Genomic DNA, 14,639 nt, shown 5'->3' with positions numbered 1-14,639 from the left:
CCATGGCATAGGCCGCAGGAGAGCCTCAAGCTGTGCGATGGCCTGGGCGTTGGCGCGAAATAGGACGGCGAGCGCGCCGACGCAGAGCCACGCCATCCCGCGTTGCCGCCTCAACCACCTCCGTTCCCAGCCCTGGGCCGACGTGACCGCCACGGGGGCCACGGCGGCTGAGGCACCTTCGGCAAGACATCGGCCAGGAGTGCGACCAGCCGATTGGGTACGACCGCCATGATCCGAGTCTGCTCGAACCGCTTCAGCTCGTCATGCCAGATGACGAACGGGCCGGGCGGAGTCGTCGGCGCCGCTTGCCGGTAGATGCCGGCTTTCAGGTACGCCTCGGGATGCCCTGGCCCATGCGCTTGCGTGTTCCGCGGCAACAACGTCTCCAACCCGGTCAGCAGCTGCGTAGCCACCGCCGGGTACGCCGTCTGCCCCGGCTGCGTCTGTGGCTGGAACGTCACTGGCTGACCGTTACGCCACACTCGTATCGTTCCCTGGCCGACGCTCCAGACGATTTCCGCGGCAAAGTCATGCCACGTCCCTCGGTCCCGTTCGGCCACGAACCACTGCCCTTGCCGGATTGAAGCAGCCGAATCGATCGGGTCGTGCCGGTGCAGGTCCAACATGATGTCGTCCCCGACCAAGGTGAATGCCACTGGTGGGCTCCCACCCAAGTCGTGGTCCCCCTGGTGCCACTGAAAGACCACCTGCCAGGCACGTGTACCGGACGCCACCTTCGGATCATCCGGGTAACTCGCATCGAGCATCGTCGACCACTCGTACCGGACCGGCCGACCACCGCTGTCGTTCTCGAACGGCCCGACGACCTCCGACCGCCACCCGCCGACGACGTGCCCGTCCGGTCGCGTCCCCACCTCGCCGTCACGGTGCTCCGCGCGCAGAGCACGCCCCGCCTTGACCACCGGCGGTGTCTCGCTCCGCAACCTGTCTGCCACCCCGCCCGCCCGGTGAAAGTTTAGGAACTCCCCGCCGGCCGACAACGGCATCTGCAGGTCCTCACACGGCGCGTACCAGGTCCGTCGCCACCCCGTCCGCACTCCTTCCAGCAACTCCCACATGTTCCACCGGAGCGGCATCTCGACCCTTCCCCCGAGCAGACCCCGAACGCGGGTGCCGCAGACCGTAGGCCGCCCGTCCACGGCCGACCAGTGCCAGACATCCCTCGGCGACGAACGGCTGTCGTTCACCTCTTCGAGTGGTGCCGACCGTCATGCCCCGCCGCTCGGTCGTGCCGTGCGCTTCTCACTTGCCTTGGTGCTGACCGGAGCGGGGTTCCGGAAGGGGCGATCACAGCGTCTCGTAGGGAGACCGCCGTACGGGGCGGCCGGGCCGGCCAATCCATGACCGCTCCCCGGTCCTGCAAAGGATCGCCTACCGAGCGCGGGACATCTCGGTCGTCAGTGAGCCCTGGACGTAGGTCATCACCTGTTGCGCGGCCGGATCGCCCAACCTTGACGCGAGATCGGCTGGGTCGTCGTCGAAGCGCTCAGGGAACCCGCCACAGTTCGCCCTGGACATCAGGCACTCAAGCCACCTACTCGCCGACAGCTCCTCGTCCACCGAAGCCAGGGAGACAGAGTGCCTTGACAGATATTCTTGTCAAAAGCACGGTGGCGTCATGCGCGATGTCGAGGTCATTGAGAGCGCGGAGGCAGCCGCCGCCGCGCTAGATCCGGTCCGGGCTCGGCTGCTCGGCGAGCTGGCTGTCCCGTCCTCCGCCGCCGGGCTCGCGGCCCGGGTCGGCATCGCCCGCCAGAAGGTCAACTACCACCTCAAGGCGCTTGAGGCGCACGGCTTGGCGGTGCTTTCCGAGGAGCGCCGGCACGGGGGCATCACCGAGCGGGTGCTGCAGGCGTCGGCGGCGTCCTATGTCGTGTCGCCGGCGGCCGTCAGCGCTTCCGCGGCCGACCCGGGCGCCAACGCCGATCACCTGTCGGCGGGCTACCTCGTCGCGCTGGCCGGTCGGCTGGTGCGCGAGGTCGGCGCCCTGGCGCGCCGAGCCGGAACGTCCGGCAAGCGCCTGCCGACGCTGACCATCGACACCCGGATCGGCTTCCGGTCGGCCGCCGACCGCGCTGCCTTCGCCGACGACCTCACCGCCGCGGTGCTCGACCTGGCCGCTCGCTACCACCACGACGACGGGCGCCCGCATCGGCTCGTCGTCGCGGCCCACCCCCTTCCTGAGGAGATCGCATGAGCACGACCCCGAACGTCCCGTACCGCCTGGAGTTCAGCGTCGAGGTTCCAGGCACCCCGGAGCAGGTCTGGCAGGCCATCGCCACCGCCAAGGGCATGAGCGCCTGGTTCCTGCCGACCGAGATGGAGGAGCGCGAGGGCGGCTCCCTGCACTTCAGCATGGGCCCGGAGATGGGCTCGGACGGCCAGGTCACGGGCTGGGACCCGCCGCGCCGCATCGCGTACGAGGAGGACTGGGCCGCCCTCATGGGCAAGGACCCGGACGCCCTCAGCCCGCTGACGTCGGAGTTCCTCGTCGAGGCGACCTCCGGCGGCACCTGTGTTGTGCGCGTCACCTCCAGCGGCTTTGGCACCGGTGCCGAGTGGGAGCAGGAGTGGTGGGCCGACATGGGCACCCAGTGGCGGCCGTTCTTCGACAACCTGCGCCTCTACCTGTCGCACTTCCCCGGCCAGGAGGCCACGCAGCTCGAGGTCACCGCCTCCCACCCCGGCGACCCCGAGGCGCTCTGGTCGACCCTGCGCGATGCGCTCGGGCTGGGCGAGGAGGGCGCACCCGTCGAGGTGCGCGGCGCCACCGGCACCGTCGAGCGCGTCGGGGAGCGGCAGGCGCTGGTCCGGCTCACCGCACCGGTGCCCGGGATGCTCAACGCCTTCGGCTACGGCGACGGCACGGCGACGGCGGGCGTGCGGGCGTACCTGTTCTCCACCGGCGCGGCGGACTACGTGCGGCGCGAGGAGCCGGCCTGGCAGGCCTGGTTGCGGGGGCTCTCCGTCCCGGCCTGATCTTCATCGCGGGAACCGGCTCCGCAGCCCATGACCGCGGACGCCGGCGAGGGGGCCTCTGGCTGCGAAGGCTCGCGTGGACCGCGGGACGTCGCGCATCCCGGCTCCGCAGCCGAACACACCGGCGGTCAGCTGGTCGACCCGACCGGTGGACCGCCGCGGTCAGGACCCGTCACGTGCCAGTCCGCACGCGCTGTACGCCAAATGACCCAATGAGGGACGACGACCGGCACAGCGCCCCATAGGACGACCGGTAAGCGAACCCGCTACAGCGACGTGCGCGCGGTCCCGGCGGCCGCAGCCCCGTGTCTCGCAGGGGATCGGCTTGCGGAAGTCTGAACGCGCTTCGGCACGGCGTGGCGCTCGAAAGCCGTGTGCAAGGCTCGGATGGTGTGCTTGGTGCTGCTCACCGGACCGCCGGGCGCGGGTAAGAGCAGTGTCGCGACCGCGCTGCACGATCGGCTTAGCGACGCCGGCCTCAGCAACGCCCTTGTGGAGGTCGATGAGCTCCAGCGCTGCTACCCACCACTCGATATCGAACGCGTACTCGCTCACTTGGCGATGCTCGTCGCCTCCTACCGGGAGGCCGGATGCCACCGGCTGATTGTCACCGCGACCATCGAGAATGACAGCTATCAGCACCTGCTGCTCAAGGCGGCGGAAGCTCGAAACAGTCTCGTGGTTCGCCTAGAGGCTGAGCCCACTACTCTCGGGCGACGCCTGCGGACGCGTGAGCCCGCGGCCTGGTCGGGCTTGAAAGAACTCCTGGCGTCGTCCCTGCGCCTGGCGGATGAGATGACCGCCCTTCGCAACGTCGACCTCGTACTCAGCACCGAGGGCCAAGAGCATGAATACGTCGCGGTACGCATTGAGGACGCCATGCGCGAGCGCGGCTATCTGTAGGTGCAAGACCCGGCGCCGGCTCTGGGCACAGTGGCATCACCAACTGTCCCGCAAGCCGAACGGTCAGCGGCGACCTCCTCGACGACCTGGCCAGTAGAGACACGCGTCCCGTAGGGGATCCCTTTGCGGGACGGGTTTCACTGTTCTCGGCTACATCACAGGCGTTCAACCAGCTCGGCTGGTCCGAGGCGCCGTCGGGACGAGCCGGTAGCCGTAGTCGATGAGCGCTGCGGCCGAGAAGGTCGTCACCCACTTGAGGTCACGCGCATGAAATATGATCCGCACAAACTGCATGGAGTGCAGCCTCTTCCATCTGCGGCTACACGATGAGTGGCGTGGGATTGTCTGTACGTGAATTGACTCGACGCGCCTTGAACTCCTCAAAACGTTGGCGCAGCACGTACAGATGATCCAGCAGAGCCTCCGAGAATGACAGGGCGTCTTCCGCATCCTCTCGGGTCACAACACGGTCCGTGTAGTGAGCGCCTTCGTTGCCGACTAGGCGAAGCAGGTCCGCCCACTCGGCCAACATCCCATCGATTTTTCCCTGCGCCTCCAAATTCTTCAAGCTCTGCGCTAAAGTGCGTTCACGGACGCCCTGGTCTGCGCAGGTTGCTTCCAGCGCCCGACGGACCATCACTGCAGTTGCCGTGTACGCCTTGGCCTTGAAGCATGACTGAGCCTCCTCCCATGCATCTCGAAGATGCTCAGGGATGTTCCGATTCAGCCTTCTGGGCGCAGGGAAGACGAAGACAGGATCATCCGCATCAAAGCCTTCCCCGTAATCCTCGCGAACCTGCACCAGGGGGTCGGCACAAATGGCACACTGCAGCAAGGCCCACTCAGCGGGCGGACCTATTTGAGTGCCTGTAGTGTCATCCCAACCGTTCCAGAAAACCATACCGGCCACTGAACTTTTTGAGGGCCTGTTGCAAACGGGGCAAACAAAGGTCCGTACTCGGGGCACCGTCCGAGTATGTCACAGGTGATGTAGTGACTGATGCAATCGGATCAGTCGGCGTGGCGTAGCTATGCGACGAACACTGCTGCTCTCAACTGGCCCGACGGGTGCCATGCGGCGAGGCTAACGCCGGCTCCGCACCCGCGCGGCACGTCGTCCCGCAAGCCGAACCCCATCCGGGTCCCTTTTATCGGTAACAGCTCGCCCCTACGTCGGGTGTCCGGCAAGGGATCCCCTACGGGACCCGGCGACTATCGCCCGGCTCGTCCGAACGTCGCTCCCCTCACGGGACAAACCTCTCCGCCCTGCCGCCCAGGGTCCCTCGGTAGCCGACGCAGTCCTCGACGACCGCGGTCAGGCGGGTCGTAGAACCGCTCGGCCCACGTCCGCGCCTGCAGGGCGCGAGCGATCGCCACGGCGCGGTCACTGACGCGCAGAAACAGGACACTCATGCGGGCGGCGGTGCGGACGCATCATCCTGCTCCGTCGCGGAAGGAGCCGGCGCTCCTCGTCCCAGGAGAGGCCCATGATCGCGAGGAGAGTAGTGATCAGCGGTCCGGGAAGCCCGTGCCGACCATCACCCGCAGCGCGTTGGCCTCGAGCGCAATCCGCACGGGCGTGCGTCCGCGGATCTCGCCGTCCACGTCGAGCGCGAGGGGTGGGTCGGTCTCCAACCACACCTCGCAGGCCGTGAGGAACCGGGTGCGGGCCAGCGGCCGGCGGGGCCCGATGACCGTCTGGCGGACGGTCGCGAGGCTCAGCCGGAGCCGGTTGGCGTCGCCGAGCCGGTACACCACCAGCTGGCGGTCGTCGAGACCGGTGTCGGGGGCGATCGCCCGGCCGGCGTGATGGCTGCCGTTGGCGATGTTGAGCTGGTGGGTCACGAGTTCGTGGACCTCGTCGCCGATGCGCAGGCGCGCGGTGAAGGGCCGGTGGTCGGGTAGCAGGGCGAGCGCGGTCAGCGGGTAGGCAGCGCGGCCGAGCACCCGCTTCAGTCGGTGCGGAACGTGCTCGGCGACCTGCACCGACAGCCCCAGGCTGGTCAGGTTGGCGAAGTGTTGCCCGGCCACGTGGCCGAGGTCGACGTCGGCGACCTTGCCGCCAGTGAGCACGCGCAGGGCGGCCGGCAGGCGCAGCGGCAGGCCGAGGCTGCGGGCGAAGTTGTTGGTCGTGCCGAGCGGAACCACGCCGAGGCAGACGTCGCGGTGAGCGAGCTGGTGCGCGGCCTCGCTCAGCGTGCCGTCGCCGCCGCCCACCACCACCAGGTCGGCGCCGCTGTCGGCCGCGGCGGCGAGCGCCTCGGGCAGGCCTCGAGGGTCGGCGACAGGGCGCACGTCGCCCAGCTCCACGGTGGCGTGCAGCCGCCGGTGCACCGTCGCGAAGTGACGGCGTCCCCGGCGGGACCGGACGTTGACGACCAGCGCGGTGCGGCGCCGGGCGCGGATGTCAGCGTCCAGCGCCGCCTTCGACCGCTGGTGCACAGGTCCCGTCACGACGATCTCCGTCCTCCCGGCGCAGGTGGCTGCCCCGGCAGCCTGCACCACGACGAGGGTAAGGCCGGCCAACGGTGGAGCTCCGCCGCATTGATGACACGCCGAAGGCCGACAACCGGGCTGCAATCTGATCACCCACGCCACGACCTGCCGACAAGGACGGGGTTGCTTCGGCGACGTTCGAGGGGGTCGGAGCAGCCAGCCGTCGGTGTCTCCCAGGGGATCCCTGTGCGGTGACGGTGCTGCGGTCTCCGACCTGTCCCCGAGGGCGGCCTCAGAGCCTCAGCCGAGCCGCTGCTACTCGGTGATGGTCGCCAATCGAGAGGACACCGCAGAACAGCTCTGCCTCCGAGGCAAGCCGGACTGGCTCGGCCATGCTCGCCCCGAACGACACCACACACAGGCGGGTCAACCGCCTCCACATCGGGACTCGAGCTGGCTCGCGCTGCTCAGCGGATCGCCTTACACGGCCCCGTGGCGCTTCGAGCGGGAACCAGGTCTCGCGGTTGAACGTCGAGCTGGTGGCGACCCGAACTCGCCGCCCAGTTGGAGGACAGCCTCCGCCCGGCGACATCAACAAAGGGCGCCGGTCCACCTTGGCCAACCCTCCCCCGCACGGCAAGGTATCAGAACCGGCGACTCGTCCCTCTAGTGCAGTAGCCGCTGTCCGAGCGAGTGAATCGCCGGCTCCGGGGAGGTGGCGCCGGTGAAGCATGAGATTGTCCTGCGCGTCACGGAGGAGGGGGCTCCTCCCGAGCGGATGGACGACTTGGTCCGACGACTTCAAGCGGACCTTCGGCAACTTAACCTTGACGACGTGCGACGCGCACCCCTGGGCCCAGCTCCACCCGGATCACGGGCGGGGGACGTCGCGTCACTGACAGAGCTGATCCTGACGTCTGCGGGCACCGCCGGTGTCATGAGCGCTGTAACGCAGATGCTGGTCGCGTGGGTCCAACGCGGAGGCTCGCGGAAGGCGCAGGTAACTGTGGGAGACAACTCGCTGACGCTGGAAGGTGCCTCCACGGAGCAGCAGGAACGTCTCCTCAGCACCTTCCTCCGCTCGCTCGAGGAGCAGTGACCTTTGGAGGGCAGCCGTCTCGCTCTCATCGTCGCTGTCGATCAGTACGACGACCCCGCCCTACGCCATCTCACAGCACCAGCAGCCGATGCAGACGCTCTGGCCGAGGTGCTCGCGGACCCAGCACTGGGGAACTTCTTCGTCGAGACCCTCTATAACGAGACCACGTCGGCAGTGGCAGAGCGACTTGAGGAATTCCTCTCGGAACTGCGACCTGCCGACTTCGCGTTGGTCCACTTCTCGTGCCACGGCCTGAAAGACGACAGCGGCGAACTTTATCTGGCGGCACGAAATACAAAAGTCACTCGGCTAGCGTCGACCGGCCTTGACGCCGCACTGATCGACCGACTGATGCGCAGGAGCCGGGCGCAACAGATTGTGCTCCTCCTCGACTGCTGTTACGGCGGAGCATTCCAGCGTGGCGTGATCGCTCGGGCAGGCGACAGTGCGGGAGTGGCGGAGCAGTTCCACCAGGAGGCTCTCGGAGGGGGACGCGGCCGGGTGGTCATCACGGCGTCGACCGCCATGGAATATTCCTTCGAGGGTTCGGACCTCACAGATGCCCATCAGGGAGCTCCCTCGCTCTTCTCGGGCGCCTTGGTCCATGGGCTGCGAACGGGCGACGCCGACCGGGATGAGGATGGTCGAGTGTCTCTGGCCGAGCTGTACGAGTTCGTGTACGACACGGTCCGACAGAAGTCCCCGCACCAAACCCCGAGCAAATGGGAGTACGGAGTTCAGGGCAACCTCTTCGTCGCCCGCACGCCGCGTCGCCGCGTCCGGCCGCGGAGCCTGCCCGCGGAGATCCAAGAACTTATCCAGCACGGTAATCCTTCCGTCCGCCTTAGCGCCGTGTCGGAGCTGAGCCAGATCGCGGCTGGCGAGGAACTCTCCCTAGCGGTCGCTGCTCGTACAGCACTTGACTCGCTTACGAACGATGACAGTCGACGGGTCTGCACTGCAGCGGAGGCTGCCCTGCAGGCCTCACGGCTGCGATTGCCACTCGAGCACCATGACTTCGGTCGCCTCATGCAGGGCAGACATGCGTCAGCCTTCACGACCCAGCTAGAGGGACCTCCCCTAGTGGAGACGGCGGAGGTGATGACTACAAGTCCACGTCTTCGGGTCTCCCTGAAGGACCGCACCATCACCGTACTGCCGGACACTTCGGCACTGGGAGAACTTCATGCAGATGTCACAGTTTCCAGCCCAGCAGGTAACGCCATCCTGCATGTTGAAGCCCATGTGGTTCCGCCAAGGGCAGAGACCCCGCAGCGACCTGGTGTCCCACAAGGCGTAGCAGCGCCTGCGGAGATGACTACAGCCGCTTCCCCGACTCTCTCCACAGAAGTCCAATCCATGGGGCGACCGGAGACTGAGCCCTCCCGCGTTCGACACCCCCAAGCGCCATCTTCCCCACTTCGCGCCGCTGGAGCCCCTTCATCCAAGATTGTCACGACGAGCGAAGGTAGGCGTGACAGACGGAGAGACGTCAAGCTGGCACTGATTCTTCTGGCATCGGTTTTGTTGACAGTCGCCCTGATTGTCATAGTCAACATCGGAGGCGGCAGTGGCGATTCCCTTGATTCGAGTGCTGGCGAATTCGAGAACTACGGACCTCCGTCGGAAGTCTTTCAGATGGACTCGCCTTGGATGCTGACCGTCACCTCGGACCACACGAGTCGCTGCCTTGTCGCTGTCATTCGTGATGATGGGGACACTATAGTCGCTGAGAGCACCGATACCTCCGCAACCTACCGGGATGGGCAGTACACTCGGTCTGTTCGCATTGCCGATACCGGCAGATTCTACTTGCGGTGGTCAGTCGGGGACGAGGATGACTGTCGTGTTGAGGTGACACGGGCGTCTGGTGGTGCGGCGCAGACCATTCAAGCTCCCTAGGGTCACATTCCTTGCTGAACTAGTCGAGTGGGTGGGAACGTCGGCATCGGCTTCTCCTGACTGCCGAGCCGATCAGCAACAAGCCCTAGGCGCTGGGCGAGTTGGTGGGCTCGTCCCGTGACTGGCACGCGCAGACGTCGCCGTTCTTCGTTTGTGACACGACACCCGCAGCCCTAGAAACGCCCCCTTCACCATCTGCAGATGTATGCGTTGACTCATTGCACGACTGTCATCAGTAGGTTGGTGAGCAAAAAGCACGGGCTCCGCATTACTCGCAACGGCAGTTCTGTCGGAACGAGGCCGAGAGTTGATGCACTTCCACGGCACGTTGGTCGGCGACTGCTCCCGACGCTGTTGCATGAGTTGGTCCAAGCGGTTCAGGAAATTGCCTGCACACCCGGCCTGCTACGGCAGCACGGTTATCCCGACGGCAGCGTGTCCTTCCCATGACGGAGAGCGGCGCGCAGCGGGTGGCCCGGCCCAGGCGGCACCTGCCCACCGACGTCGCGCGACTGTCCTGAAGTGGGCCGCTGTGGGCGACTTGCCTCACGGCTGGTCCACCGACGACCTCAGCCCTGTCCCGTAAGGCGAACCTCGACCGGGAACACCGCAGGACAGAGCACGTGCCCTCGGTTGCCGTCCCAAAGGCCCGCCCGATGAACCTCCCCGCAGGGGGAGGGCAACCGGGACACCCTGCTTGCCGACAGGACTGCGTCGTCCGCCAGCCGCGCGACACCCGCGCCACCGTGTCGCAGGAGGCTGCTGCGTAACGCGAACCGGCACATCGCGGAGCTGGTCGGCGGCAGCAGCAACTGGATATAAGCCACCTTGCATGCGGTCAACAATTGCCACAAACGATCAACGGCATAACAGCTACGACAACTTCCTGATCGCAACTCACAACTTCTCCTCACGTGCCCAAGTCTTCACCAGGGAACGGCACGCATGCTACCAATAGAGGTAGTCCGGGCCCCGCTCCGCGGGGCCCATCGCCGTTTCTTGGAGTGACTTGTTGGTCATTGTTGGGTGGCGCTGGAAATGCACGGTGGAGTGAAGGTGTACGCCGGGCCGCCGGCGGCTGCCCGGGTCTATCTGGAGGTCGACCGCGGCCGGGCCAATGACTACTACCTGGCCGAGGGCACCGGCCTGGCCCGCCGCTTCGTCACCCGGGACGGGCGGGTTGAGGAACGAGCGCCGCTGACCGGGAAGACCTACGAGACCTGGGTGGCCGGCCGCGACCCGGACACCGGTGACCCGCGGGGCCGGCTGCGCACCGACACGCGCGCGGTGCGCTTTGTTGAGGTCGTGGTCAACGGCCCGAAGTCCTGGTCGCTCGCCGCCGCAATGCACGGCGACGTGGCCGCCTACGACGCCGCCCAGGACCGCGCCGCCGCCGAGGTCATCGGCTGGCTCGCCGGGCACGCGACCACCCGGGTCGGTCCGCGCGGCGGACAGGTGCAGGTGCCGCTTGAGGTGCTGGAGGCGGTGACGGTGCGGCACTACACCTTCCGCGCCGGAGACCCGCACCGGCATCTGCACCTGCAGATCGGCGCGCGGGTGTTCGCAGCCGAAAGGTGGCGAGGGCTGCACACCGTCGGCGTGCGCGACTTCCTCGCCGCCATCAACGGAATCGGGCACGCCGCGGTCGCCTGCGACCCGCAGTTCCGAGCCGCGCTGGCCGCCCACGGCTACACCTTGGCCGGTACTGGAGAAATACGGGAGCTCGCCGAGTACATCGGTCCGTTCAGCGCCCGGGCGGCGCAGATCGGCCGCAATCTGGACCGCTACGAACGCGACTGGACCGCTGCGCACCCCGGAGAACAACCCGGCCCGGCGCTGCGGCGGGCGTGGGACGCCCGCGCGTGGGCCGACGGCCGCCCGGACAAGGTCATCCCCCGCTCCGGCGCCGAGCTCGTGGCGCGGTGGCGGGCCGAGCTGGCTGCTCTCGGCTACCGCGACCCGGACGCCCCGGTGCAGCTGCGCCACGTCCCGGTCGGCGTCCAAGACCGCGACCGCGCCGCCGACCAGATCCTCACCCGGCTGGCCGCCGGCCGCTCGGCCTGGAACGCCGCCGACGTCCGCGGCGAGGCCGAACGGCTGCTGGCGCTGCGGGTGTCGTCGCCGACACCGCGGTCCGTAGCGAGCTGGCCGAGAACCTCACCGCCCGTGGCCTGGCCCGCTGCCTTCCGCTGTTTGAGCGCGACGGGGTGCCCGAGCACGTCCGGGCCTGGACCTCTCCGACGGTGCTCGAGGTCGAGGCCGACCTGGCCGCCCGCCTCGCCGCTCGCGGCGGCCACCACGATGCAGATGCCGACCTCCGGCCGGAGCGGGTGGCCGACCTGGAGCTGCTAGATCCGGGTCAGACCGCTGCCGCGGCCGCGCTCGCCGGGAACCGACCTCTCACCGTTGTGGAGGGCGCGGCCGGCGCCGGCAAGACCACCACCCTGGCCATGGCACGTCGACTGCTGCGGGAGCGGGGGCGGCAGCTGGTGGTCGTCACCCCCACGTTGAAGGCGGCCAAGGTCGCCTCCGCCGAGGTCGGCGCCGCCGCCGGCTCGGCGGCCTGGCTGGCCTTCCAGCACGGCTGGCGCTGGACCGACGAGGGTGCCTGGACCAGGTTGACCCACGGTGAGGCCGACCCGGTCACCGGCCGGCGCTACGCCGGACCCGAGGAGAACGCGCGGCTGCGGGCCGGGGACGTGATGGTGGTGGACGAGGCCGGCATGCTCGACCAGGACACCGCCCGCGCCCTGCTGGTGGTCGCGGATGAGTGCCAAGTGCGGGTGGCGCTGCTCGGCGACCGGTGGCAGCTGGCCGCGGTCGGGCGCGGCGGCGTCCTCGACCTCGCCCTCCGCCACGTCGACCCGACCGCCCACCTGACCTTGGCCGGGTGCACCGGTTCACCGCCACCACCGACGGGGTGCCCGTGCCGGACAGCGGCTACGCCGAGCTGACCCTGGCCATGCGCGGCGGGGCCGACCCGGGTGCGGTGTTCGACGCGCTGGCCGCCCGCGGCCAGATCCGCCTGCACCCCGATCAGGCGGCCCTGTTCGAGGCGCTGGCCGCCCTCGCCGCCGAGCACCACAGCCGGGGCGAGCAGACAGCGGTCGTGGTGGACACCCGCGAGCAGGCCGCCACGCTCGACGCCGCAATCCGGGAGCAGCTGGTCGTCGATGGCCGGGTCGACGACCGTGCCGTGGTGACAACGCGGGCGGGGGAGCGGATCGGTGCTGGGGACCGGATCGCCACCCGGCGCAACGACCGGACCCTGGGCGTGGCCAACCGCGACACCTGGACCGTCATCTCCGTGGGGACCGTGGGCGATCTGGTTGTCACCCCGGCCGATGGAGCGCGGGGCCGTGTCACCCCCGGCCGTGTCACCCCGGGCGGCCCTGGTCGCGATGGGATCATCCCGGGCGCCGTGGGGGAGCGGGTGCTGCCGGCGGACTACGTCACCGAGCACGTGGAGCTGGCCTACGCCAGCACTGCGCACGGCGTGCAGGGCGACACCGTCCCGACCGCGCACGTGGTCATCGGCGAGCACACCGGCGCGGCATCCGCCTACGTCGGGATGACCCGTGGCCGGTGCGCGAACACCGCCCACCTCGTCGCGGTCGACCCCGCCGACGCTCGTGAGCAATGGATCGCGGTGTTCGCCCGCGACCACGCCGACCTCGGTCCCGCCCACGCCGCCGAACTCACCGGGCTCGACGCCGACGTCCGGCAGACGGCCCTCGCCGCCGAGCGGGCGACACACCGGGCGGCGGCCAACGGCGCGGCGATCGCGGCCGAAGCCGGCCGGATGCGCGACGGCCTGCTGGCCCAGTGGGACGGCGAACGTGACGCTGCCCGCGCCGCTGCCAGGGTCGTGCTCGCCGGCCCAGGCCGGCTCGGCCTGCGGCGGACCGCAGTCGCCCGCGCCGACGAGCAGCTGACCAGCTGGGCCGGCCGGTGGCGTCCGCACCTGCCCGACCTACCCACCGAAGCGACGGAGCTCGCCCAGGTCGCCGGCTGGTTCGACGACCGACCCGCGCTGTGGATGGCGTTCGACACCGCCGCTGGCCGCAGCGCGGAGCGGGACCATCCCGAGCACGCTGGGCTGCGCGCCGCTGCCGAGGCCGCCGGGCACGCCCACGACGACGCACGGCGGGCGCTGGCCGAGGCCCGGCGCCGGCGTGACGAGCGGCTCGCCTCCCGCGGTCCGAGCGCCTGGGCACCGGAGTCCGCAGCGCGGCTGGCCGATCTCGAGCGCGACATCGCCGCCACCTCCCAGCAGCTGACCGACGCCCGGGTGCGCATTACCCGGCTCACCGCCGAGCCGGCCCTCCTCGCCCAGCCGGCCGACCAGCTCGCCCGCGAGCACGACGCCTGGCGTGCCCGCCACGACGTCGACCGTCGAGCCGCACGGACGACGGTGCGCGGGCCGCAGCCGGGACCGACCCGGGCCGTGCGCCCTCCGCGCCTAGAGGACCTGCGTAACCTCGACCCCCAGCGCGGTCCGGACCGGAGCGTGCCGCGGTGACCGGATCGGCGGTCGGCGCCCCGGCTGCCGGCCGGGCGAGGGCCGAGGTCTGCCGGCTGGCGGGCGGTCGGTCGAGTGGGCCCAGGCCGGCACGGGCTGCAGGCACTGGAGAAGTACCGGAGGCGTACCGGAGGTCCACCGAAGAAGTTAGCGATGAGGTGTCACCAAACGGCCCGAAACGGCGCCTTCTCCAGGCGTATTGCCCACGACACCCGACCCGCCCAGGAGGCAGCCATGCCCGACCCCGCCGCCGACCAACCAGCCGACCTCCTCACCATCGGTGAGGCCGCGGAGCTGCTGCGCGCTCCCGTGGCCACCCTCCGGTACTGGCGGCACCTGGGCAGCGGCGCGCACAGCTTCCGCCTCGGCCGACGTGTCCTCTACCGCCGCGATGACCTCCATGCTTGGATCGCCGCTCAGCGCGACGGCAGTGGATCCCACTGACGGTGATCCACGGACTGCTCCCCGGCGGCGGCGCAGCCGGAGAGAAACCCGTTCCGGGTGACGCTCTCCCGGTCCCACGGCCCCCGAGTCCCCAACAGACCTCCGCCGATAGCGCCGAAGTTGTGAATCAGCAGCACCGCAATCGTCGACAGCGACGAGGGCGCCCCTGTCCAGCCTGGGGGCTTGGCCGGCGGGGTGACCGTCCACAACGTCTTGACCGGCCGGTATGCCCACCACCCGGCCCTGGCCGACCTGGTCCGAGCGCTCGGTCTGGTGTCAGTCCCCTGCGGAGCGGCCTGCCCTCCATGCCTTGAGGGGCAGCTGCCGTCTCGA

At 69.2% G+C, this 14,639-nt stretch carries 10 protein-coding genes and 1 pseudogene; 7 read left to right on the top strand and 4 right to left on the bottom strand.

What is annotated here, in order from left to right:
* Positions 1-110: 110 nt before the first annotated feature.
* Complete coding sequence (locus ACI79G_RS06690; RefSeq protein WP_456880355.1) at positions 111-1,007, bottom strand: heparin lyase I family protein; 897 nt, start codon at positions 1,005-1,007, stop codon at positions 111-113.
* A 632-nt stretch (positions 1,008-1,639) separates the two neighbouring features.
* Between ACI79G_RS06690 and ACI79G_RS06685 the strand changes: the two genes are divergently transcribed.
* The 3 genes from ACI79G_RS06685 to ACI79G_RS06675 all read left to right on the top strand — a co-directional run bounded on the left by ACI79G_RS06685 (position 1,640) and on the right by ACI79G_RS06675 (position 3,903).
* Entirely contained in the window at positions 1,640-2,218 is a 579-nt protein-coding gene (locus ACI79G_RS06685) for a winged helix-turn-helix domain-containing protein (protein WP_456880354.1), read from the top strand.
* Positions 2,215-3,000: an SRPBCC family protein gene (locus ACI79G_RS06680; RefSeq protein ID WP_456880353.1), complete on the top strand. Its 786-nt coding sequence runs from the start codon at positions 2,215-2,217 to the stop codon at positions 2,998-3,000. Before ACI79G_RS06685 ends, ACI79G_RS06680 begins: the two co-directional genes overlap by 4 nt.
* Before the next feature lie 399 nt (positions 3,001-3,399).
* Complete coding sequence (locus ACI79G_RS06675; protein ID WP_456880352.1) at positions 3,400-3,903, top strand: AAA family ATPase; 504 nt, start codon at positions 3,400-3,402, stop codon at positions 3,901-3,903.
* A 165-nt stretch (positions 3,904-4,068) separates the two neighbouring features.
* On the opposite strand, the gene ACI79G_RS06670 is transcribed toward ACI79G_RS06675, so the two are convergent.
* The 3 genes from ACI79G_RS06670 to ACI79G_RS06660 form a co-directional block, all read right to left on the bottom strand.
* Positions 4,069-4,197: a hypothetical protein gene (locus tag ACI79G_RS06670; protein WP_456880351.1), complete on the bottom strand. Its 129-nt coding sequence runs from the start codon at positions 4,195-4,197 to the stop codon at positions 4,069-4,071.
* 25 nt (positions 4,198-4,222) lie between these two features.
* Positions 4,223-4,804 (bottom strand): DUF4145 domain-containing protein, encoded by a 582-nt coding sequence (locus ACI79G_RS06665; RefSeq protein WP_456880350.1) that lies wholly within the window; start codon positions 4,802-4,804, stop codon positions 4,223-4,225.
* Between the two features lie 608 nt (positions 4,805-5,412).
* Entirely contained in the window at positions 5,413-6,357 is a 945-nt protein-coding gene (locus tag ACI79G_RS06660; protein ID WP_456880349.1) for a diacylglycerol/lipid kinase family protein, read from the bottom strand.
* Between the two features lie 760 nt (positions 6,358-7,117).
* On the opposite strand from ACI79G_RS06660, the gene ACI79G_RS06655 reads away from it, so the two are divergent.
* The 4 genes and pseudogenes from ACI79G_RS06655 to ACI79G_RS06640 all read left to right on the top strand — a co-directional run bounded on the left by ACI79G_RS06655 (position 7,118) and on the right by ACI79G_RS06640 (position 14,306).
* Positions 7,118-7,438, top strand: coding sequence for an effector-associated constant component EACC1 (locus ACI79G_RS06655; RefSeq protein ID WP_456880410.1), 321 nt, complete (start codon positions 7,118-7,120; stop codon positions 7,436-7,438).
* A 3-nt stretch (positions 7,439-7,441) separates the two neighbouring features.
* Positions 7,442-9,340: a caspase, EACC1-associated type gene (locus tag ACI79G_RS06650; protein WP_456880348.1), complete on the top strand. Its 1,899-nt coding sequence runs from the start codon at positions 7,442-7,444 to the stop codon at positions 9,338-9,340.
* 1,038 nt (positions 9,341-10,378) lie between these two features.
* Positions 10,379-13,862, top strand: a pseudogene (gene mobF, locus ACI79G_RS06645) (MobF family relaxase).
* Between the two features lie 234 nt (positions 13,863-14,096).
* Complete coding sequence (locus tag ACI79G_RS06640) at positions 14,097-14,306, top strand: helix-turn-helix domain-containing protein (RefSeq protein ID WP_456880347.1); 210 nt, start codon at positions 14,097-14,099, stop codon at positions 14,304-14,306.
* Positions 14,307-14,639: the final 333 nt, after the last annotated feature.

The sequence above is a fragment of the Geodermatophilus sp. SYSU D00779 genome (assembly GCF_054050595.1).
This window is presented reverse-complemented; position numbering and strand designations above follow the sequence as displayed.

Bases quoted from the DNA above. Each gene is read 5' to 3' on its own strand.
- ACI79G_RS06640 (WP_456880347.1), top strand. From the start codon at position 14,097: ATGCCCGACCCCGCCGCCGACCAACCAGCCGACCTCCTCACCATCGGT.
- ACI79G_RS06655 (WP_456880410.1), top strand. From the start codon at position 7,118: ATGGACGACTTGGTCCGACGACTTCAAGCGGACCTTCGGCAACTTAAC.
- ACI79G_RS06690 (WP_456880355.1), bottom strand. From the start codon at position 1,007: ATGCCGTTGTCGGCCGGCGGGGAGTTCCTAAACTTTCACCGGGCGGGC.
- ACI79G_RS06685 (WP_456880354.1), top strand. From the start codon at position 1,640: ATGCGCGATGTCGAGGTCATTGAGAGCGCGGAGGCAGCCGCCGCCGCG.
- ACI79G_RS06665 (WP_456880350.1), bottom strand. From the start codon at position 4,804: ATGGTTTTCTGGAACGGTTGGGATGACACTACAGGCACTCAAATAGGT.
- ACI79G_RS06670 (WP_456880351.1), bottom strand. From the start codon at position 4,197: ATGCAGTTTGTGCGGATCATATTTCATGCGCGTGACCTCAAGTGGGTG.
- ACI79G_RS06680 (WP_456880353.1), top strand. From the start codon at position 2,215: ATGAGCACGACCCCGAACGTCCCGTACCGCCTGGAGTTCAGCGTCGAG.